This is a genomic window from Brucella sp. NBRC 113783 (genome assembly GCF_040372265.1).
Classification (GTDB): domain Bacteria; phylum Pseudomonadota; class Alphaproteobacteria; order Rhizobiales; family Rhizobiaceae; genus Brucella; species Brucella teleogrylli.
The window spans coordinates 66,482-88,266 of sequence record NZ_BAABRX010000003.1 but is presented as its reverse complement, the minus strand read 5'-3'; the positions used below and the strand labels follow the sequence as shown (position 1 = coordinate 88,266).

The following is a 21,785-nucleotide window of genomic DNA, read 5'->3' as shown; positions in this document are numbered from 1 at the left end:
TTCCTCAGGACAGGTGCGAAAGGGTGAGCCGCTTGCCGAACAGACCGGATGGCTTGAGAATGAGGATCAGCAGGAATATGCCGAATACGACGGCCTCCCGCAGATCGGAACCGATGTAGTAACCCGACATCGCATCGATAACGCCGATAATCAGCGCGCCGAAAAACGCACCCGGAATTGAACCAAGACCGCCGAGCACGACAACCACAAAGGCCGTCAGCACGAAATAGGTGCCGATGTTGGATGAGGTCGGATAAAGGGGCGCAATCAACACAGCAGCGAAGCCGACACAGGCTGCCCCCAGGCCGAAACTGAGAATGTAGATGCGTGATACATTGACGCCCATCAACTCAGCAGCGACGCGATGCTGGGCGACGGCGCGAATGGCGCGACCGGTCTGACTTTTCTTGAGAAACAGTTGCAGAACGATCACCAGCGCTATGGCCGCCAGGAAAATGTAAACCTGCCCCGTCAAAATGCGTAAGGAACCGATCTCGATTGGTGCACGCAGGCCGAAATTGGGTGTGTTGGCGATGTCCGCGCCGAAAATCAGCAGCGCGAGATTGATCATTGCCGTGGAGAGACCGACGGTGGCGAAAATCTGGACATGGTCGTCCTCGGCCGACATCAGCGGCTGTATCAGCAGCCTCTGGGTCAACGCACCCAATAGAAACATCATGGGTACAACAATGATCACTGCGGCATAGGGATGGAGTCCCAGCCTCGTTGTGATCATCCATGTCACGAACATGCCTGCCATGAGGAATTCCCCATGGGCAAAGTTCACGACTTTGACGATGCCGAAAATCAGCGTCAGGCCGATGGCGACAATTGCGAACAGTCCACCAAGCATGAGGCCGTTCAATAGGATTTGTAGAAAGGTCGTCATAGCATGCTCCACGAGCGGGGGCGATCACAGGTTCAGCACCTGTGGTCGCCCTTGCACGATCATTTGTTAAAGCGCATCTTCGCGACGGCGGCATTTTCCGGATAGACAGTGACGAGCTTGCCGTCCTGCCACTGCATGCCCATCATGCTGGCACGCTCGTTCTGGTTATTCTTGCCGAACTTCACGCCGTAGCCAGCAGCTGTCTGACCATCGGGAATATCCAGTGCCTTGGCCGCACTGACGATCTGGTCCGGTTCAAGACCTTCGCCCGCATTGAGCGCCTGGAAGACTGCCTTCGCACCGACATAGTTGTTGAGCGAATGGCCCGAACGCGGTTCCGAACCATACTTGGCCTTGTAAGCCTCAACAAACTTGGTCAGGCCCGGCGTCGCCTCGGTATTGACCGCATATTGCGTGAAGTCGACGTCGTAAACGCCCTCAATCACGTCATGCCCCACTGCATCGGCAGTCGGCTGCATGGAATAACCGCCACCGCCACCGATAACGGCCAGCGGTTTGTAGCCCGTCTCATTGGCCTGCTGAAGAAACAGAACAGAGTCGTTCTGATAGGAGGTCTGCATGACAACATCGACGCCCTTTTCACGCAGTTCCAGAACCAGAGAGGACATGTCGACGGTATTGGACGGGTAACCCGACTTCAGCACGACATTCAGACCGGCAGCCTTAGAGTTTGCTTCCTGATGGCCCGCAACCGAGGTGCCGTAAGACGAATCTTCGTAGATGATGCCGATCTTCAGATCCTTCGCATCCTTGCCGAGACCCGGCGCGATGCTCTTGACCAGCATATCGACCGAATCCTTACCCATGTTTTCAGCGGTCGGATTGGTGCGGAACAGATATTGCAGGCCACGTCCCGTCACTTCATCGGCAACGGCGCCGAGTTCGAAATAAGGAACGCCTGCAAGTTCGCTGACCTGCGAAGCGGCAATAACGCGAGCCGACGAATAGGTGCCGAAGATAGCCTTGACGCCTGAAAGCGAAATCAGGCGGCGCGCTTCGCCAGTGGCCTGGTTGTTATCAACAGCATCACCGCGCTCCAGCACGATCTTTTCGCCCTTGATGCCACCAGCTGCGTTGACTTCCTCAACGGCAAGCTCAAGACCACGCGCGCTTTCTTCGCCCAGAAGAGCGAGAGGGCCGCTGATCGGATAGAGTGAACCGATCTTCACATCGGCGAAAGCCGCAGACAGCGCGGTCGAGGAAAGTGCGATGCCGAGCGACGCACTCATAAGCAGTTTGGATAGTTTCATTCTCTCTCTCCCTGAAGAATTAATAGTCGAGTGCTTGTTTTCCGGTGAAACTGGTGACAGGCGGGTAAGCGCGTTCGTCGGTGACGACGTCAATGACAGTCAGAACATTGGAACGAAGAGCCGTCTCAAGTGCAGCGGCAAGTTGATCAGCGCGCTCTACCCGGATGCCATTGACACCGCAGGCTTGCGCAATTGCCGCATGGTCGACCGGCTGGAAATGCACGACATCGGTATATGCACCAAAGAGGCTGAGTTCCGCATGTTTCTGGTAACCCAGAATCTGATTGTTGAGCACAACAACCACGACTGGCAGGTTCATCCGCTTGGAGGTTTCGATCTCGGCCCAGACATGCGCGAAACCACCGTCGCCCGTCAGGCAAATAACCGGCGACTGCGGGCGAGCTGCCTTTGCGCCCAGCGCAAACGGTAGTCCCCAGCCCAAACCGGCCAGGCCCCGTGGCGTGATGACCCGTTGTCCGCCGGAGCGGATGGTCACACCATCGGCAACCCAGATCGAGGAATAGGACGCGTCCGCCACGACAATGGAATCGGGCGTAAACAGACGGTCGATTTCCGCGACAATCCGTTCGGGCCGCAGTGGTGTCGCATCCGAACCCGCCTTGGTCTCGCGCAGTTTTGCGCCGTCCTTCAAGCCATCGCGAATGCGTGTCTCAGTGGCCGAGCGCTGCGCCTCGCGAACAGACAGGTCCTGCAGCTTCAGGGCTGCAACAAGGGCTTCGAGCCCAAGACGCGCATCGCCGACAAGGCGTAGCGCCTCGTAGTTGCGGCCAACCTCTGTGCCATCAATATCGATCTGGATATAGCGCGCGTCTTTGGGATAAAGCTGCCAGCTGTCGGTGCCGTTCTGATTGGTGCGATTGCCGACCAGCAATATGACATCTGCGTCCTGCACCATCGGCGCGAGCTGACCCGCACGCGCGCCAGGCCCCATGAAATATCCCACCACGCCAAGCGAAAGCGGATTGGTTTCGTCGATTGCACCCTTGCCCATCACCGTGGTCGCGACAGGGAAACCGAGAGCCTGCAGCGCAGACAGAGCTTCATAGCCGCGCGCACTGTGCACGCCGCCGCCAGCAATAACCAAAGGGTGACGTGCGGACGCAAGCAGCGCCGCAGCTTCGCTGACACGTGCCGGATCTGGCGCAACCGGATCAAGAGGGTAATGGCCAAGAGAAGCCTGACGTGCAGTCTTTAATGCACCGTCGTCCAGTTCATCGAGAACATCGAGCGGAACCAGAAGAACAGCCGGGCCTGCACGACCGGTCGTCGCAGCCGTAAAGGCCATATCGACATAGTCTTCGATACGCGAAATCTCGCTGACGCGACGAACCCATTTGGCTGCTCCGTCAAAGAGCGCCAGATGATCCAGCTCCTGAAAAGCGTTCTTGTCGGTAAACTGGCGATGGACATCCTGAACAATTGCCACAACCGGAATAGAAGCCTTGAGTGCTTCGGCGAGGCCCGGAACCAGCAAGGTTGCTGCCGGACCGTTCTGAGCGGTTACGACCGCAACTTGCCCAGAGACGCGGGCATAAGCATCGGCCATGGCCGCACCCGCATTTTCCGTACGGTAGCCGACCTGCGTAATGCCGAAATCAGGCGCGGCAAGAAAGAACGCTGAAGGGATCGACTGTCCGAAGACACGGGTAACACCATGGCGCTGCAACGCGCCTGCCAAGATATGAGCGCCGGTACGATTGGAACGTCGTTGAACATCTAGCATCTGCGCTTACTCCTCGCCGCAGGCAGTCGTTTTAAGAACAATCTTGCCGGTATGCGCTGAGGCTTCGAGATGGGCATGGGCTTCACGCACATCGGCAAGGTTGAATACGGAATCGATGACGGGACGAGCCCCCTTGTCGAGGATCAACGGCAAGACCTCGGTCTCCACCGCGCGGGTCAATGCCGCCTTCATCGCCAGCGGGCGCGCGCGGAGCGTCGAACCGCTCAGCGTGAGGCGCTTGAAGAGCAAAGGTCCCATGTCCATCTGGGCCTGCGATCCTTGCTGGAAGGCGATTTGCGCAATGCGTCCATCCTCGGCCACCAATTGCAGATTGCGCTGCATGTAGCTGCCGCCGACCATATCGACGATCACTTCTGGTCCACGCCCCTCAGTCAATGCCCGGCCGGCCTCAACGAAATCGGTTGTGCGATAATTGATTGAGGCCACCGCGCCCAGAGCTTCGGATGCACGGCACTTGTCGTCCGAACCGCATGTGGTGATCATGCGTGCGCCGATGGCCTTGGCCAGCAATGTCGCGGTCACGCCGATACCGGACGTGCCGCCATGCAGGAGCACCGTTTCGCCGGGCTGAAGGCGAGCACGCTGGAAAAGGTTGCTCCAAACCGTGAAGTAGGTTTCGGGAATACCTGCCGCCTCAATCATCGACAGACCGGCTGGCACCGGTATGCAGACATCCGCCTGCACCACGGCTTCTTCAGCATAAGCGCCACCGGCCACCAGCGCCATGATGCGGTCACCCACGCGGAAACGCGTGACGTCATTCGCCGTCTCAAGGACCACGCCCGACAGTTCCAGCCCCAAAACGTCAGTCACACCGGGCGGTGGTGGATAGTTACCGGCACGCTGCATGGCATCGGGCCGATTGACGCCTGCCGCATGCACTTGTACGCGCATCTCGCCGGGCTTCAGGGCGGGCAACTCACGCGCAACAAGTTCGAGAACTTCAGGGCCACCCGGACGGGCAGCTACAACGGAAAGCGTCGTCATATCAGACATTGGGATTTCCTTCGGGAAACAGCATCACTTTGAGCGCGGCCCGCTTTCGGGCGAGCGCAAATCCTTCTTCGGCGTCAGCCAAAGACAAACGATGGGTGATCATGCGGGTATAAAGCTCAGGCTCCGCAGCGAGACGCTCAACGGCTTCAGCGAAGGCTTCCGGTGTGGCGTCGTGGCTGCCGCGCAATTGCTTTTTGCCGCGCACCAGCACATTGAGATCAAGAGTGAGTGGTTCGGCATGGATACCGACAACCACCAGAACGCCGCCAGAACGAAGCTGGGTCAATCCGGAAGCCACACTTTCAGCGCGCCCGGTTGCTTCGAAAATGATATCGAGCCCGCCCTCGAAGTGGCTCATCACAGCATCCGCCAAATTCACATGCTTCAGGTCCACACAAGCTTCGATGCCCATGGCACGCGCCAGCTCGAGGCGTGCATCATCATCATAACCAGCAAGCATCACCTTCGCGCCGCGCGCTTTGGCGACAATCGCGACGCCCATTCCGATCGGACCGGGTCCCAATACCAGCACCCGATCTCCAGGCAAGACTTCGCCGACATTGACGGCATTGATCGATACCGCCAGTGGTTCTGTAAGTGCGGCCACGTCCAGCGGCAGCGCATTGGGCAGCAACAGCGCATTTTTAGCGGGGATACGCACCTCTTCCGCGAAGCCACCATCCCGATGGAGACCAATCACGCGGCGCGTTTCACAACTGCCCGGAAGGCTATTGCGGCAGGATTTGCATTTTCCGCAAGCAACGGTTGGACAGCACACAACGGCATCGCCGATGGCAAGCTGGCTCACGCCAGCGCCGAGGCCAGTCACGATCCCCGTAAATTCATGTCCAAGGGTAAGCGGCAGAAAGGATTCCATGAAGCCGTAAGCAGGCTCCCATGCATGCGCATGGAGATCGCTGCCGCAGATGCCCGCAGCATGAACTTTAACGGCAATCTCTCCAGTGGAGAGGGCCTCAATTCGATCGCATTCTACCAACTCCGCACCCGGAGCGGGTAGACGCTTGCGCAAGGCTAGCATTAAATCCTCCTCCGGCGCACCGGCTCCTCAACCGTATCGCGCCATGTCTATATATGTTATAAGCCACATGTTATAACACTGAGTCAATTGAGAACCGCAAGATTGCCGATCAAAGGGGTGATGAATGGTAGAAGCTACAGCGACCGAATGGATAAAACCCATTCAAAGACAAAACCTTAGCGAGCTTGCCTATACCAATCTGCGTGAGGCGCTTATGGAGGGCGGACTCAAGCCGGGCGAAGACCTGCCGTTGCGTCCGATCTCCAGAAGCTTCGGAATCAGCGCCACGCCGATGCGCGAAGCGCTGTTTCGGCTTGTCGCCGAGCATGCGCTTGAGATCGATGGACGTGGCCGTATTTCCGTGCCTCACCTCACCCGTGCGACGCTGATTGAAGTTCGTAAAGTGCGCGGTTTTCTCGAAGGAAACGCTGCGCGTGAAGCCGCGCTCAATGCCAGCCCAGAGGCAGTCGATGCGCTTGAGGCTATTCATAATAAGCTGAGTGCAGCCCAGGATGCCGATGACTTTCCTACCGCCATCGGGCTGAACACCAAATTTCACCTGAAACTTTGTGAGATTGCGGGCCTGCCGGTCACGCATGAAATGGTATCCAATCTTTGGGTCCGCTGCGGGCCCCTGCTCTCTCATCTCTATGATGGCGGCGTACCGCTGAACTGGGATCCGCATCCGCATGTGCGCATTGTGAAAGCCATCCGCGCCAGAGATCCCGACGCCGCCTATGAAGCGCTGAACATGGATATTGAAGGCGGTGGCGCCGGACTGTTGGCACATGTGAAAGACTGATACTCTCGCCACGTCCTGTGCGGCTTTATGGGGAGCAGGCATGTCCATTGCTCTCTCAGGGTGCCGTATAACGGGACTCGACCCACCGTATTGACGCCTCAAGCCCATCCGCATCCAACGGACGCGGCAGATGGCCGATATGCGGCGCAGTCATCGTTCTGCTGACGATTTCTCCGATCTCGTCGTCAGCCGCAGCGCGTCCACCGAGTTCGATCAAGGTGGCTGGCAGGCCGACACGACGGGAAAAGGCAACAAAGGCATCGATCTCAGGCGTCTGCGCCCCTTGGGCGTGCATCTGAACGACATTTGCATAGGCAACCTGAAGGCCATGCATTTTTTCCGCGAAAGGCGATACTGCGGTCAGCCCACGCGTCATCGAATGCGCGACGGACAAGCCCCCGCTTTCAAAAGCAAGGCCACTCATCAGGATTGTCGCTTCCACGACGCGCTCCAGCGCGGGCGTCGGTGTTTTCCTGTCTAATGCGGCGAGTGCGGCCTCGGCATGTTCCAGCAATATTGCGTGGCACGCTTCGGCCAGAACCACAGCTGTCCAGGCGGAACTGCCACCGAAGATGTTCTTGCCCTGCGCATTGGCGCAGCATCTTACTTCATGGATTTTCCCGATCGCGTCGCCTATTCCAGCCAGGAAAAATTGCTTCGGAGCTTTCGCGATAACCGCCGTATCGGCCAGAACAAGCTCGGGATTACGCGGGAGTTTGCTGACGCCCACCATGCGATGGGCATCGTCATACATGACATAATTGTGCGAGGTCGGCGCATCCGTCGATGCGATGCTTGGCACTGTTACGACTTTGGCGTTCAAGCGATGCGCCAAGGCTTTGCCCGCATCGATGCATTTGCCGCCGCCAGCTGCCGCAACGACAGAAGGCACGCCGGCGAGCGCATCATGTAACCTGGTGATTTCGGCCTCGGTGCAATCACCGCCAAACATCAACACCGCGACTGTGATCTGCTGGTTGCGAAACGATTGCTCGATCATGTCTCCGTACTGTTCCCACAGCACGGGGTCAGCGACCAGAACTGCATCTCCGCCCAGTCGAACAAGTTCGGGACCAAGCTCTTTCAGAGCGCCAGCACCCTGCACATAGCGCGATGGTGATCCAAAAATTATCATTTGCGTTCCTCCCGCCCCGCCGAACTTTCGCGATTACATATCATATATGATGCTTGATGTATCCTCAAAGAGTCAATATACATATTTTCGTCTGGTCGGAAGGAGCCGCCTTGACGCAAACATGACGCCCGCTTTCAGGATTGGCCCTTGCGGCGCATATGCCACCCATGGAGAAGAATATGACCCTGCCATCGCCCGTCGGAATGTCATCCGCTGGAGCATCGCCCGGCGCGAACAGCTATATGCCCGATGAGAAAACGGTTTCATTTCTGCGCGAGCGCGCGCAGTTCATTCGACTGGAAACCATCCGACTGATCGATATTGCAAAGACCGGTCACTACACCTCTGTCTTCTCGGCGGCAGAAGCCTTCGCAGCGCTTTATTACGACGTGATGAACCTGCGTCATGGCGAGCCGCATTGGGACGAACGCGACCGGTTCACGATTGGCAAGGGCCACGCAGCCGTTGGCCTGTTTCCGATTTATGCGGATCTCGGCTTTTTCCCCAAAGAATGGCTCGATGATTACACGCGGCTCGGCAGTCCGCTCGGCGATCACCCGGACATGCGCAAGGTTCCAGGCGTGGACTTTTCGTCCGGCTCTATCGGTCACGCGCTATCGAATGCTATCGGCATCGCCCTCGCGCAGCGCTGGACCGGCAAATCCTACAAGGTCTTCTGCATGATGGGCGATGGCGAAATGCAGGAAGGTCAGGTCTGGGAGGCGGCACTCTTTGCAGCCCAGAACCGGATGAGCAATCTTATCGCCATTGTCGATCGCAACGGCTACCAGCTCGACGGCAAAGTGGACGACGTGATGAACATCGAGCCGCTTGACCAGAAATGGTCGGCTTTTGGCTGGGAAGTCCATGAAGTCGACGGTCATGACGTGACCGCTGTCACGGAATTGTTGCGCCGCTTGCGCGCAGACGACACCCGCGAGCGCCCCGTCGTGGTGATTTCCAAAACAGTGAAAGGCAAAGGCGTTTCCTACATGGAAACCGAACCGGGCTGGCATTTGGGCTGGCTGGACACCGAGGACGCAGACGCAGCCGTAGCCGAAATCAAATCGAAGGTAATCTGATATGAGCAGCCCTAAATCCCCTAATTCCTGGCAGTATCGCGGCCTGAATATGGTCAATCCCGGCCTCGACCACCTTTCAAATGGCCTGATGCAACTCGTCGAAGCGGGGCATAATGTAGTCGCCGGCTCCGCCGACCTTCAATATTCCAATGGTTTGAACCGTTTTGCCGCCGCCCATCCCGACCGATATATTTCATTCGGCATCTCCGAGCAGAACATGGTTTCTGTCGCAGCAGGGATCGCCACCTGCGGCGTTACGCCCTTTGTGGCGACTTTCGCATCCTTTCTCGGACTTCTGACCTGCGAACAAATCCGCATGGATGTCGCCTATTCCGCGCAGCCGGTGCGGCTGGTCGGCCATCATACGGGTATTTCGCTGGGCTTCTACGGCACCTCGCATCATGCGACGGAAGATATCGGAACGATGCGTTCCATCGCCGATCTGGCCGTGGTTTCGCCGTCCGATGGGGCACAGTTGGAAGCCGCAATCCGAGCTTCAGCCGATTGGGATCAGCCGATCTATTTCCGTATCGGGCGCGGTCGCGATCCGGTGGTTTATAGTGACGGCGCGAATTTCCAGTTCGGCAAGGCGCATGTTCACTCTCTCGGGGACGAGCTGACAATTATCGCCTGCGGCATTACCGTTCATGCTGCGCTGGAAGCAGCAGTCGCACTCAACGCTGCTGGTCATTCGGTCGGTGTCATCGACATGGCTTCGATCAAGCCGATGGACCGCGATGCCGTTCTTGAAGCCGCAGAACGATCCCGCTGCATCATGACGGTGGAAGAACACAATGTGCTCGGGGGCCTCGGCTCGGCTGTGGCAGAAGTGATTGCCGACGAGGGCAAGGGCGTGCGCCTGAAGCGCCATGGCATTTATGACGAATACGCGTTGATCGCTCCGCCGACGCATCTTTACGCACATTATAAGCTTGATGGGGCCGGTATTCACGAAGTCGCGGAATCCTTCATTCGCAAAGGTCAAATGGCATGAAAACGGCAGTCATCACAGGCGGCGGCACTGGTATCGGCCTGGCCACAAGCAGATTTCTGCTGTCGCAGGGCTGGCGGGTGATCGCTGGCGGCATGGACAAGGAAGAGCCCCTGCCCGAGGGGCTTGAGTTCATCCAAACGGATGTGACCAATACCGATGATCTTGACCGGTTGATGAACAGTGCCGAACGAATTGATGCGCTCATCAATTGCGCTGGTATCATTCGGCAGGCGCGCGAATGGCAGGCAGCTGAATTCCATAAGGTGCTTGAGGTCAATCTCACCGCCTCTCTGGCAGCAGCGACCGCAGCGCGGGAAAAGTTGCTGGCCGCAAAAGGCAGCATCGTCAACATCGCATCCATGTGGAGCTGGTTCGGTTCGGCCAACGCGCCCGCTTATGCCGCATCCAAGGGCGGCATCGTTGCACTGACGCGTTCCCTTGCCGTCGCGTGGGGACGTGAGGGAATACGCTGCAACGCCATTGCTCCGGGGTGGGTAAACACGCGGATGGGAGCAGGCGCTAAAAACGATCCATCGCGCGGGCCAGCTATCACAGCACGTATTCCGCTTGGACGCTGGGCGGAGCCGGAGGAAATCGCGGAGGTGATCGGCTTTCTCATCTCACCTGCCGCGCGTTATATCAATGGAGCGCTACTCCCGGTGGACGGCGGCTATTCCATCGCATGATAAAGGCCGTGCCTCGTTAATCGCGAGGCGCGGCACAACAGCACTCAGCGAGCGTTCTCGCTGTTCTTTTCTTCTATCCGGGCGACGAGTTCATTCGCCCATTGAATATCAGCCTGCATTGCATTGCGCGCGGCGTCAGGATCGTTGCGACGCAAAGCCTCGATGAAGCGGAAATGCTGATGATCTTCGCCGGACAATTGCCTGACTGGCATTTCCTCGTGAAATGTACGCAGGAACGGCCCCATCAGTGTCCACATGTTTTCGCAAATCGTTTCGACATAGGGCAGCTCGGCGCGGCGCAAAATCAGAAAGTGAAACTCACGATTTGTCTGAGCGGCCTCGCGTGGGTCCTGTGCCGCCGCTGCGGTGAAACTCGCATTGAGCTTCTCGAATTCTTCTACAATCTCACCTGTAGCAGTTTGGCCGACGCGGTAGGCCGCCATACCTTCCAGATTGTTGCGAATAGCCACAATCTCGCGCAGATCGCGCGGCGTCAAAACAGGCACCGCGACCGAGGTGGCGGCAACAAAATTCAGGGCCTGCTCCGAGGCCAAACGCATGATAGCTTCGCGCACCGGCGTAATCGATGTACCGTAAAGTTCGGCCACACCGCTAATCGTGAGACGCTCCCCCGGACGATATTCACCCTCCATGAGAGAGAGGCGCAGATTGCGATAAATCTGTTCCGACAGGTTCGCTTTAATGACTTGCTTCTGGACCATCCAAATCGCCTTTCATTTGGATATATCGCAGCAAAATCAAGCGATGGCCAGCCATAAAGTGGCATTACAACGCGGCAACCCATCGCGGACCACTGAGCGCAAACAAAGCACATTCGTTGAGTCTAAGTGCTCCAGTTTGGTTGAGCGCAATGCCTCTCTCTTATCATCAGTCTATAAACCACAACCTCTAACTTCCGCCGCGTCCACGACATGCCTGCACTAAAAATGATGGCTGACGAGAGCCGCACCCAGCCCCACCAGTATCGTGCCACACGCCTTTGGCACCATCCAACCCATCTTGTTACTGTGGAAGTGTCCGAAGGCGAGAGATGCAATAGCGACAGCTGCAACGTCGGCAGTTGAGAAAATCAAGTTTACGACGATGCCCAACACAAGGAACTGAAGCCAGAGCGGAATTTCGGTCGCCGGCTGCACGAATTGCGGCAGAAAAGTTAGGAAGAACAGCGCTGTCTTCGGGTTGAGAACTTCAACCACGATACTGTCGCGAAACGTTTTTGATACCGGACTTCCGGATTGATCGCCTTCTCTATTCCAATTAAAGAATAGGGCGAACCCCGACCAGATCAGATATCCGGCACCGGCAAACCTTATAATTGCGTAGATGATCGGTGCGTGTTCCATCAACGATGCAAGGCCTATCGTGGCAGCAACGATATGCACGTAACATCCCAGATGAACACCAAGAGCCGCCATCAGGCCAGCATTGCGACCGTGCGCAAGGGTTTGCGCGGTCATGTAAAGTATTGCTGGCCCTGGCACGCAAGCAAATGTCAACGTCGCAACAGCAAACGGTATCCATAAGTCCAGCGACGACATAATGGCTCCTCCCCATGGTCCAATGGCAGGAGTATTAGGCTTCGCTGAAACGCAATGATATACGGCAGGTGTCGTATTTAGACGGCAGGAATGCACGGATAATCTACTTTTGGTTAAAGCTTTTTAACGCGTGTCAATGCACATAAATGTCCCGATCACACCACTAACTTTGTTACCGCGACCACTTACGAACCGGTCAATGGGATGACATTAAAATCGTGGGCTCGATTTTAGCAATTCCCTGATATGGATTTGCATGAATCGCCAGTATCCACAGACATAAAGTTGCGCTGACCGTGTATATAAGCAGAGCCACAACTCCGGCACGAACTCTGTCTGAATGTGTCGAAGAAATCGCAATTACTGTCATGATAGTGAGAGAAATAACCAAATACCATCTGTAGGTATCAACAGACGTCGTTCCGATAGAAAGCCTCATGCTTCTGGCATCTTGCAGAATATCAAGATCGCTTAATAAATACGAAATTACGGGACCTGGAATATTTTCTTTGCTCATTTTCAATATCACGTCGCGGATGTCCTGCAGGGACTTTTCGACCGAGCCAGCCGGCTGCAGGTTTATGTTCTTCACCCATTCATCGTCTACGACAGCGTTCCTGTAGCGGATCAATACCTCTCGCAGAGGAGGTGCATCGATTTCTGGAGAATCGGCAATTCCAATCAATCGAATGATCGCGGAGCGTTCATCGCGTGTGGCTTGATTTGCTTTTGCGGTAATGGCCCATATGTCAGCCGCGACAAATCCGAGTGCAAGCGCCCAAGCCGTCGCCACTGTAGCGACAAATGCTCCGACTGGTATCGATAGAGGGTCACGTTCGGCATATTTTGCAAATATATGCAGCATCAGGCGCCCAAACAGAAAAAACGCTCCCCCTAATGCAGCAAACGCAAGGAGAGACATTTGGACGGAGAGCGCAAATATCGTAACCATCTTAAAGGTGCCCCGTTTCTTTTTGACTTCCAATATTATTGTTACGGTATAGAATACTAATCGCCAATAAATATTACGATGCTATTAAGTTTGCGACCATAGTGGTATGGGCATTTCTTGGGAGAATAGCCATGCAAAAAAAGATTTCAGCCGCAGCAACCAGTGTGGTGTTACTTATCAGCCTGGTGAATTCCGCGTCAGGCGCGTCGATAGGCGGAGGTAATCCCCACCCTGTTAGCGATTACGTGTGCAAAGACGGCACTCATCTGGCTGTTCGTCTCCTCGGAGAGAGCGCTTCGGTATCTATCAACGGCAAACCCGCCATCGACCTGCCCTCCCAAGGGACCGATGGAACGACCTATTCCGACGGCCAGCAGACACTGGCGATAGTAGATGGTCGACTCTCATGGACCATAGGCCTGGCTGAGCCGATCGCTTGCACCGGCGGCTGAGCACCTCCGCGGCCAACGGAGAGCACCGTAAGTTGAGAAGACAAATTTTATTTATAATTTATAAGATGATTAATGTGTCAGTCGAGTTGACAGCTGGCTTCAATTTAAACGCGAACTTATAAGTTTATCTCGGAGCGCCCGATTGCCGCAAACAATCTCACCCATACAAGCAAGCAGCAAGATGCGTTGATAGACTCAACGTTTTAAAGCACCCACAAGTCAGAACTTCCGTATCCGCGCTTAAGTCTGGCAACAAACGCTCAAGACGCCCCTAGCTTCTTCCCGGCTATCTCGCAGCGTTGAATCACGTCCACCGGTGCTTCAAAATCAAAGTCGGCAACGGTCTCGTTCTCCGCAATTGCCTGCCCCAACACCTTGAACTCCTTGCCGCTCGCTCCTGGCTTTAAGCTGAACGCATGGGCTTTGAGATGAACTACTTTTCCGCGTACGAGGCTCTCCCCTTCCCCGCCTTTCGTCCTTATATCCCCATCAACCGTGAGGGTACCAAACGGCTTTGACAGCTGGACCCCGATTGCGCCATCACCAAAGGTTGTGATGCTCTGGAATTCGGCATGGTTCAGCGTACCGTCATAAAGGTTGAATCCCCGCGCACCCAGACCATGCGTCTCGATAGGAGAGAGCTGGCTCGGGAAATCTGCACAGCTAGGATAAGTGGAATTTCCGCCTGACTTCAGCTTAAATGCTGGGAACAGGAGATACCATGACGAGACGACCGCGCCGGAACCATAGTCCGGCTTTCAAGGCCAAGGTGGCGCTTGCCGCGATCAGAGGCGAGCAGACGCTGGTGGAATTATCCCAGCAGTTCGACGTGCATGCCAATCAGATCAAGCAGTGGAAAGAACAGCTTCTTGAGGGGGCGACAGGCGTTTTCGGCGATGAAACCAAGGTCGAACCTGCCGGTCCAACCGTTGATGTCAAAACGCTTCATGCCAAGATCGGCGAACTGACGCTGGAGAACGATTTTTTGTCCGGTGCGCTCGGCAAGGCGGGATTGCTGGGCGGAAAGAAATGATTGACCGCAATCACAAGCTATCCGTCGTGCGCCAGGCGAAGCTTCTCGGCTTCAGTCGTGGCAGTGTCTATTATTCTCCGCGCCCAGTGTCGAACGTCGATCTGGCTTTGATGCGCCGGATCGACGAATTGCATCTCGATTACCCGTTTGCCGGAAGTCGGATGTTGCAAGGGCTTTTGAGGGGAGAAGGGCTGGAGGTTGGGCGATTGCACGTCGCCACGCTGATGAAGAAGATGGGTATCGAGGCGATCTACCGTCGCCCGAACACGCCGAAACCAGCGCCGGGGCACAAGGTCTATCCCTATCTCCTGGGCAAGCTGGCGGTTACCAGACCCAATCAGGTCTGGGCGATGGACATGAGCTACATCCCGATGGCACGCGGCTTCGTCTATCTCTGCGCCGTCGTGGACTGGTTCAGCCGGCGTGTTCTGTCGTGGCGACTGTCGATCACGATGGAAGCCGACTTCTGCATCGAGGCGGTTGAAGAGGCGCTTGCCCGCTACGGTAAGCCGGACATCTTCAACACCGATCAAGGATCGCAGTTCACATCCATCGACTTCACGGCGGTGTTGAAGAAAGCTGAAATTGCCATCTCGATGGACGGCAAAGGCGCTTGGCGGGACAATGTCTTTGTCGAGAGGCTGTGGCGCTCGATTAAATACGAGGAGGTCTACCTCCATGCCTATAAAACCGTGTCTGAGGCACGCGCTGGCATCGGCCGTTATCTGACCTTTTACAATAGCCGACGCCCACATTCATCACTTGACCGGCAGACACCGGATCAGGCTTACTTCAACGCGCTGACGCCAATGATGGTGGCGGCATAATCGAGGCGGAAATCCACTTAGCGAAACGCCCGAAACTGTTCAAACAAACCGAGCCACCTCTGTCCCAAGTCACAGTATTTCGCAAGCGACCGCAGCTGGGTCAGAATGTCCAATCGCCGTATTGGCGGGGATATTTCCAACAAAACGGATTTTGCATCACGGTTTGGCGATTTCAATCTCACGCTTGGTGGTTCGTTCCAACATGAGGAGATTCAGCCACAGGATGGCGTTGTTATTACCGAGCATGATCTTAACACCAACCGGTTTCTGCGTGATGGTTCCAGAACAGAAATGAGTCTTTCAGGTCAACTACAATATCGACCGGTGGATACGCTCGAATTCTGGGGCGGCGGTCGCTACAGTATATTTCGCTCGAAAGACCGCAACGCTATGTCGAAAGTGCGATGGGAAGACGCTTTTGGGCGCTGGATATATGCATCCAACTCAAAAGAATCTGGCTATATGTTCTGGCGACCGGATTCCAACGGCCTGTTTGGCGATGCGACGGACCCTCGCCTGAACAATGGACTGCTCTTTGGTGACAGCAACAATCCATTCGATGGGGTACCATTCAACGAATTTGGTGCTACCTACACCCATGCTTTTGACCCCCGTTGGTCGGAGACGGTTGTTGGTTTTGACCGGGGCCCGAGCCTGTCAACCAAGGATGGCGGTTTCGCGCCTGCTTTTGGTGTAAATTACGAGATCGCGCCAGACACCTTCCTTTATGCCAGTTATGCCGAAGGCATACGCATGCCTTCGCTTTTCGAAACCACTTTGGGAACGCTTCAGGTGGAACCCACACGCGGGCTCAAGCCGGAACGCTCGCGCAACTGGGAGATCGGTGCCAGCACCACGCTCGACAATCTGCTAACGGCTGGCGATACGGCATCTTTCAAGATCGCTTACTTCAACACCAATGTTAAAGATTACATCACCCGCTACTATGACCCGAATACGAACGGCGTGATGACCTTCTCCAATGCAGAAAGCTACAAGACGAGCGGCCTTGAGTTTCAGTCGAGATTCGACAATGGCAAACTATTTGCCGATCTGTCGGCAACCTATTATTTCAAGACAGAGACATGCGACCCCACATTCGCGTCCTATTTGCGCGAAACCGCAGGGATTTATCAGCATACCGAGAATACACCCGACTGCACGCCGGGCAGCTTTATGGGCTCCTATACCAATACGCAGAACCCACCCAAATATGCTGTAAACCTGACATTGGGCAGCCGCTTCTTCGAGGAAAAGTTGATCCTAGGAGGGCGAATGACTTATACATCTGGTCCGACAGAGGAAATAACCGAACCTTGGCAAACCGGAGCGACAACGCCGCAACTTGTCTATCAGCCGGTCGCAATTTTCGATGCCTTTATGAGCTACAAGCTGAGAGACGATGCCATTTTAAACGCATCGGTGCAGAACATCACGGACCGCTATTATCTGGATGCGCTGGCACAAAGCTTCATGCCAGCACCAGGCCGCACCTATCGCGCGGGACTGACAGTCAAGTTTTGAACTCGTGAAGCATCAGATATCGCCCGCGCCATCTGACTATTATAAGTTGGTGGCGAGGACGCCAGTCAGGACACTCACTTGTGGAAAGGCATTTACGAATGGATTATTCGACGCAGGCAGAAGCCGCGCAAAATCCGTGAGAATTTGCGCGTAATCGTCCGTGTGAAATTCGTAAGGCAGTTCCAGTCGAAACTCGGAAACTTGCGGCAGTACAGGATCGGTTGCGAGCGCTTCCAGAATTTGGTCAGTCGTGCCCACAATATCGGGCAGAAACAAAGTGCGGCGCGGACCATGGGCGAAACCTGTTCGCTTGTCGCGCTCGGCGGCAAATTCCGCATAGCGACGACGCGCATCGGGACTTGCACTGTCGGTGGGCAGAATCACGCGACCAAGTGCAACACGCGGCACACGTTCATGCCTCCATTCCTGACGGAAGCGTTCAATGAGTGTTTTCTGTGCTGTCAGAAAATCGTCCGTATTCTCACCGCTGACAATGTTTCCCGTCAAAAGGTTGAAACCGGTCTGGCCCGCCCATCGTGCGGAATTTTGCGAGCCGCCGCCATACCACAGGCGGTCGGTCAGCCCTTCGGCAAAAGGTCTCAAACGCGGGATTTGCGCCCCCGCGGCATTGCCCGCTTCGGTTTCGCCGGAAAGCGGTTCAGAGCGCAGCGCCTGGGCCAGTTTTTCTGCGCGCGTATGGCTGTAATCAGCAGTTGGAACAGCATCAACGAAATCAGCGATCAGATGCGCAAAAGGCGGCGCGCCCACCGAAACACCAACATTCAGCCTGCCATGGGACAGCAAGTCCACAGTTGCCAGATCTTCGGCCAGCCGAAATGGATTTTCATAGCCGAGCTGAATGACCGCAGTGCCAAGCCCGATGCGTTTCGTCCGCTGCGAAGCAGCAGCCAGAAATGTGGCTGCGGATGAAATGCCACGCTCCAGATGGCGCTGGCGCACCCATGCGCTATCATATCCCAGTCGCTCTCCATGCTCGAAAAGCTGAAGCGTATCCTCTAAACCTTGTGCGGGGTCATTCTCCCGGTGACTACCGGGAATGAGGAAGGCAAAATGTTCTATGTGTGAAAGAGGCATGGTCAATTTCCCTTCTCGCGCAGCGGCTTCGCAATAGCTTTGAAGTCGAATTCAATAGGTTTCCCCGCGCAGATGGTTCGCGAGAAACCCCAGATTATCCTGTCCCCAATAGGTCTCGGTATCATAGATATAGGTTGGAAAACCAAAGACGCCCCTGGCCACGGCCTGTTCACGATCCGACTTCCACTTGGCTTGAACATCGTAATCATTCTCACGTGCGGCCAGATAATCGCCGTTGAAACCGGCCCTATCCGCAACCACACTGCGGACTTCCGGCTTGCCAATGTCCTTTGCCTCTGACCAGAATGCATGTTGGAAAACACGTGTCAGCTGCAGCCAGTTTTGACCATCAAGATGGGCCGCGATCACACTGAAGGAAGCAGGTGTGGGATCACTCAAAGCTGGACGGCCATCGATGAAAAGCGGATTGCCACGAAATTTGGCCCAACGCTTGAGATCCTGTGTGCCATAAGCGCGACGTACTTCCGGCCGATTGCGCGAGAGGATGCCGCCATTTTCCTCAATAACGGTTGCGAGGTAAGGCTTGATTTCGACCACATGCTGCTCTGCCAGTTCCTCAAGCGTATCCAGCCCAAGATATGACCAGGGCGAACCGATGGAAAAGAAATAATCGATCGTTTTTGGCACATTATGTCCTTCGATAATGACTGTACTGGAAGTTTATTTGAACTTCGGCAATCCGGGCGGATTGGTCTCCGATTGTTTCAAAGCTTCTTCGTCCAGATGCCAGCGGTCGAGAATGCGGGCATAGTCTCCGCTTGCGATCAGGCTATTGGTGGCGATCGTCAGCGCCTCGGCAATTCCGCTGCCCTTACGGGTTGTAATTGCCACATCCGAACGATCCGGCCAGCCCGCGCTGAGCGTGCCGACACGTTTGATATTCTTGTCACGTGAGGCAATGAATACGAGCTGTGCATGGGGTTGAACAATCACATCGGCCCGACCCGATTGCAGAGCCAGAAGGCTGGCGGCCTCATCATCATAATATTGCAGTTCCAGCGGTTTCAGTCCCGCCTTCTCATTCTCCTCGCTCCACTTGACGAGAATGCGTTCCTGATTGGTCCCGGCACCCACGATAATGCGGAGGCCTGCAGCATCCTTTGGCTCCTTGATGGAGGTAACGCCACTGTCGGCCTTTACGAAGAAGCCATGCAGTCCTTGCCGATAGGTCGAAAAGTCGAACTTTTCCTTGCGCTCTTCCGTGACACCAACATTGGATATCACAGCGTCATATTTGCCGGATGAGAGACCCAGCGGCCAATCGATCCATGCAACCGGAACGCTTTCAAGTTGAAGCCCTAGGCTTTCCGCAATCGCCGACGCATAGTCTGCATCCGCACCCACAACGGTCTTGGCATCTGTGGCATAGGCCGCCAGTGGCGGTCCGCCCGGCGCGACGGCCACAGTCAGCTTGCCCGGCGTGACGAATTTGAAATCGGCGGGAATGGCGGCGATTGCCTTAGCATCTTTCTGCACATGAATGCGGCCCGTCTGTTCGGGCGACAAATCAAAATCATCTTCTGATAGCGCTGGCAGGGTTGAAGCGCCAACCAACGCCCATGCAGCTATTAACAGAGCACCTGCTCTCATGAACCATTCTCCATTTATGTAGAATAAAGCGGGCTGGCACACGCATCCCCTCATGTGCCAGCCCCACCCCTCACGAACCGCTTTTTCGGCAGGCCCTGTGGATTTGTCTTGGCTTTGGTGATGGCTTCCGGTCCGAGATTCCAGGTATCCAGAACCTTGGTATAGGCGCCGCTCGCGATCAGATCGTTGAGAACATTGGTCAACGGGTCTGCAAGCCCGCTGCCCTTACGCGTTGTAACCGCAATCTCGGCGGTGATCGGCCAGCCACCACTGACCGTGCCAACCAGCTTGGTCTTACCATTGATGCCAGCGGAATAGGCCTGTGTCGCGTTCACACTGAACACCGCATCTGCACGACCACTTTGAATGGCGAGGTCCTTGACCGCGTCATCATCGTAATATTGCACCTCGATCGGTTTCAAACCCGCAGCAACATTCTGCCGATCCCATTCCAGCAGCACCTTTTCCTGATTGGTGCCGGCATCGGTGATGATCTTGAGGCCCTCAATATCCTCTGGCTGTTTCAATTCCTTGATCGCGCTGTCTGCCTTAACGTAGAAGCCAAGCTCATCCTTGCGATAGGTGGAGAAATCGAACTTCTCCTTGCGTTCTTCCGTAACGGTGACATTGGAAATCACCGCATCGAATTTGCCCGAAGCAAGCCCAAGTGGCCAATCGGCCCACGCAACAGAAACCAGTTTCAGATCGCGTCCGAGAGCGTCGGCAATGATCTGTGCCAGATCGACATCGTAGCCGATGACGGTCTTGGAATCTGACGCATAGTCATGCAGCGGCAGATGCCCGCTGGTGCTGATGCCGATAGTCAGAACACCATCTTTGACGAATTTGAAGCCCTTGACTTCCTCGATACGTTTATCGAGTTTTTCAACCCGCAAGCGGTTCGGCTGTTCTGGGCTGAGATCAAATTTACCTTCACTCCGTGCCGCATTCGTCATCAGCAGAGCCGTTGAAATCAGGCCCGCAATGAAATATCCCGCTTTTCTGATATAAGTCATATGCCCATCTCCTTAAGTGTAAAACACTGTGTAATGACCTGATTTCTCCACATTTCGCTTTGTTACGAGCGGAACTTACGATCCGCTTTTCGGCAATCCGGCAGGATTCGTTCTGGCCTCGTCAACGGCTTCTGAACTCAGGCTCCAGCGCTCCAGCACCTGCCCATATTTGCCGCTCTTGATAAGCTCATTAAGCGAGAGTGTGAGTGCGTCAGCCAGACCACTGCCCTTGCGCGTGGTGATTGCCACTTCGGCCGTCTGCGGCCAGCCACCGCTTACCGTCCCGACAAGCTTGGTCTTGCCGTGCTGCGATGGGGCATAGGCTTGCACTGCATTGACGCTGAAGACCGCATCCGCACGACCGGATTCAATCGCGAGACCCTTGACTGCATCGTCGTCATAATACTGCACTTCGATAGGTTTCAGTCCGGCTGCGACATTCTGCTTGTCCCACTGTAGGAGGATGTTTTCCTGATTGGTGCCCGGATCGGTAATGACCTTCAGGCCCGCAATGTCCTTGGGCTCTTTCAGCGATGTGATCGCACTGTCCGCCTTGACGTAAAATCCAAGTTCGTCCTTGCGATAGGTAGAGAAATCGAACTTTTCCTTGCGTTCCTCGGTTACGGTCACATTGGAAATCACGGCGTCGAACTTGCCGGATTCCAGTGAAAGCGGCCAATCGGCCCAGGCGATTGGCACCAACACAAGCTCGCGCCCCAATGTATCAGAAACCAGCTGAATCAGATCGGGATCGAAAGCCACCACGGTCTTTGCATCCGTAGCATAAGTGCTGATTGGGGGCACCCAAGGATTGATACCAACGACAAACTTGCCATCCTGCACGAACTTGAAATCCTTGGGGACAGCATTGATAACGGCATCGCTTTTCTCCGTGCGCAGACGGTTTGGCTGCTCCGGGCTCAAGTCGAGTTCTGCGGAAATGGCTGGCGCGCTGAACAGTGTTGCTACTGCCAGAACGCCGCCCAATATTGCGCTTTTGTAGTTACCTGATTTCATTGAATAACTCCTGAGAATGTTCTGAATTTTGGACAAATAA

General features: G+C 55.5%; 21 protein-coding genes. 7 read left to right on the top strand and 14 right to left on the bottom strand.

The window, feature by feature from the left end; translation table 11 throughout:
- Positions 1-4 precede the first annotated feature (4 nt).
- The 5 genes from ABWW11_RS10970 to ABWW11_RS10950 are packed head-to-tail and all read right to left on the bottom strand — an operon-like array spanning position 5 to position 5,960.
- Positions 5-889, bottom strand: a complete 885-nt coding sequence (locus ABWW11_RS10970; protein WP_124915353.1) for a branched-chain amino acid ABC transporter permease — start codon at positions 887-889, stop codon at positions 5-7.
- Positions 890-948: 59 nt separating this feature from the next.
- The gene (locus ABWW11_RS10965) at positions 949-2,160 is read right to left on the bottom strand and encodes an ABC transporter substrate-binding protein (RefSeq protein ID WP_109366210.1); all 1,212 of its coding nucleotides are present in this window, start codon (positions 2,158-2,160) and stop codon (positions 949-951) included.
- Positions 2,161-2,179: 19 nt separating this feature from the next.
- Positions 2,180-3,904: an acetolactate synthase catalytic subunit gene (locus ABWW11_RS10960; protein WP_109366211.1), complete on the bottom strand. Its 1,725-nt coding sequence runs from the start codon at positions 3,902-3,904 to the stop codon at positions 2,180-2,182.
- 6 nt (positions 3,905-3,910) lie between these two features.
- On the bottom strand, positions 3,911-4,921 hold the full coding sequence (locus tag ABWW11_RS10955) for an NAD(P)H-quinone oxidoreductase (RefSeq protein WP_124915352.1): 1,011 nt from the start codon (positions 4,919-4,921) through the stop codon (positions 3,911-3,913).
- Complete coding sequence (locus tag ABWW11_RS10950) at positions 4,914-5,960, bottom strand: zinc-dependent alcohol dehydrogenase (protein WP_109366213.1); 1,047 nt, start codon at positions 5,958-5,960, stop codon at positions 4,914-4,916. The genes ABWW11_RS10955 and ABWW11_RS10950 overlap by 8 nt, the downstream gene beginning before the upstream one ends.
- A gap of 124 nt (positions 5,961-6,084) precedes the next feature.
- On the opposite strand from ABWW11_RS10950, the gene ABWW11_RS10945 reads away from it, so the two are divergent.
- Complete coding sequence (locus ABWW11_RS10945) at positions 6,085-6,762, top strand: GntR family transcriptional regulator (RefSeq protein ID WP_319080298.1); 678 nt, start codon at positions 6,085-6,087, stop codon at positions 6,760-6,762.
- Positions 6,763-6,817: 55 nt separating this feature from the next.
- Here ABWW11_RS10945 and ABWW11_RS10940 read toward each other — a convergent pair whose 3' ends face one another.
- Complete coding sequence (locus ABWW11_RS10940; RefSeq protein ID WP_319080297.1) at positions 6,818-7,897, bottom strand: glycerol dehydrogenase; 1,080 nt, start codon at positions 7,895-7,897, stop codon at positions 6,818-6,820.
- Between the two features lie 179 nt (positions 7,898-8,076).
- Here ABWW11_RS10940 and ABWW11_RS10935 point away from each other — a divergent pair, with 179 nt between their 5' ends.
- Genes ABWW11_RS10935 through ABWW11_RS10925 form a run of 3 tightly spaced genes read left to right on the top strand, consistent with a single transcriptional unit; the run spans position 8,077 to position 10,659 of the window.
- Entirely contained in the window at positions 8,077-8,979 is a 903-nt protein-coding gene (locus tag ABWW11_RS10935; protein WP_319080296.1) for a transketolase, read from the top strand.
- A gap of 1 nt (position 8,980) precedes the next feature.
- Positions 8,981-9,973 carry a transketolase family protein gene (locus ABWW11_RS10930; RefSeq protein WP_109366216.1) on the top strand — a complete coding sequence of 331 codons (993 nt, stop codon included), beginning with the start codon at positions 8,981-8,983 and terminating at the stop codon, positions 9,971-9,973.
- The gene (locus ABWW11_RS10925; RefSeq protein ID WP_109366217.1) at positions 9,970-10,659 is read left to right on the top strand and encodes an SDR family NAD(P)-dependent oxidoreductase; all 690 of its coding nucleotides are present in this window, start codon (positions 9,970-9,972) and stop codon (positions 10,657-10,659) included. Before ABWW11_RS10930 ends, ABWW11_RS10925 begins: the two co-directional genes overlap by 4 nt.
- 44 nt (positions 10,660-10,703) lie before the next feature.
- Here the strand turns inward: ABWW11_RS10925 and ABWW11_RS10920 are convergent, their stop codons facing one another.
- The 3 genes from ABWW11_RS10920 to ABWW11_RS10910 all read right to left on the bottom strand — a co-directional run bounded on the left by ABWW11_RS10920 (position 10,704) and on the right by ABWW11_RS10910 (position 13,170).
- Positions 10,704-11,381 carry a GntR family transcriptional regulator gene (locus ABWW11_RS10920; protein ID WP_109366218.1) on the bottom strand — a complete coding sequence of 226 codons (678 nt, stop codon included), beginning with the start codon at positions 11,379-11,381 and terminating at the stop codon, positions 10,704-10,706.
- A gap of 219 nt (positions 11,382-11,600) precedes the next feature.
- Positions 11,601-12,218, bottom strand: a complete 618-nt coding sequence (locus tag ABWW11_RS10915) for a LysE family translocator (RefSeq protein ID WP_109366219.1) — start codon at positions 12,216-12,218, stop codon at positions 11,601-11,603.
- Between the two features lie 196 nt (positions 12,219-12,414).
- Positions 12,415-13,170 carry a bestrophin-like domain gene (locus ABWW11_RS10910; protein WP_109366220.1) on the bottom strand — a complete coding sequence of 252 codons (756 nt, stop codon included), beginning with the start codon at positions 13,168-13,170 and terminating at the stop codon, positions 12,415-12,417.
- A gap of 131 nt (positions 13,171-13,301) precedes the next feature.
- Between ABWW11_RS10910 and ABWW11_RS10905 the strand changes: the two genes are divergently transcribed.
- From ABWW11_RS10905 to ABWW11_RS10895, 3 genes are all read left to right on the top strand, one after another.
- Positions 13,302-13,622: a hypothetical protein gene (locus ABWW11_RS10905; protein WP_109366221.1), complete on the top strand. Its 321-nt coding sequence runs from the start codon at positions 13,302-13,304 to the stop codon at positions 13,620-13,622.
- Between the two features lie 721 nt (positions 13,623-14,343).
- A protein-coding gene (locus tag ABWW11_RS10900) for an IS3 family transposase (RefSeq protein WP_353410132.1) occupies positions 14,344-15,482 on the top strand; the annotation gives its coding sequence in 2 pieces (ribosomal slippage) (positions 14,344-14,602 and positions 14,602-15,482; 1,140 coding nt in all).
- Between the two features lie 105 nt (positions 15,483-15,587).
- Positions 15,588-17,006: a TonB-dependent receptor domain-containing protein gene (locus ABWW11_RS10895; protein WP_353410130.1), complete on the top strand. Its 1,419-nt coding sequence runs from the start codon at positions 15,588-15,590 to the stop codon at positions 17,004-17,006.
- Positions 17,007-17,045: 39 nt separating this feature from the next.
- Here ABWW11_RS10895 and ABWW11_RS10890 read toward each other — a convergent pair whose 3' ends face one another.
- The 5 genes from ABWW11_RS10890 to ABWW11_RS10870 form a co-directional block, all read right to left on the bottom strand.
- Entirely contained in the window at positions 17,046-18,101 is a 1,056-nt protein-coding gene (locus ABWW11_RS10890; protein ID WP_109366223.1) for an LLM class flavin-dependent oxidoreductase, read from the bottom strand.
- Between the two features lie 51 nt (positions 18,102-18,152).
- On the bottom strand, positions 18,153-18,749 hold the full coding sequence (locus ABWW11_RS10885; protein WP_109366448.1) for a 2-hydroxychromene-2-carboxylate isomerase: 597 nt from the start codon (positions 18,747-18,749) through the stop codon (positions 18,153-18,155).
- A 33-nt stretch (positions 18,750-18,782) separates the two neighbouring features.
- Positions 18,783-19,712, bottom strand: a complete 930-nt coding sequence (locus tag ABWW11_RS10880) for an ABC transporter substrate-binding protein (RefSeq protein ID WP_124916543.1) — start codon at positions 19,710-19,712, stop codon at positions 18,783-18,785.
- 50 nt (positions 19,713-19,762) lie between these two features.
- The gene (locus ABWW11_RS10875; RefSeq protein WP_319081169.1) at positions 19,763-20,728 is read right to left on the bottom strand and encodes an ABC transporter substrate-binding protein; all 966 of its coding nucleotides are present in this window, start codon (positions 20,726-20,728) and stop codon (positions 19,763-19,765) included.
- 75 nt (positions 20,729-20,803) lie between these two features.
- Entirely contained in the window at positions 20,804-21,745 is a 942-nt protein-coding gene (locus tag ABWW11_RS10870; protein WP_319081170.1) for an ABC transporter substrate-binding protein, read from the bottom strand.
- Positions 21,746-21,785: the final 40 nt, after the last annotated feature.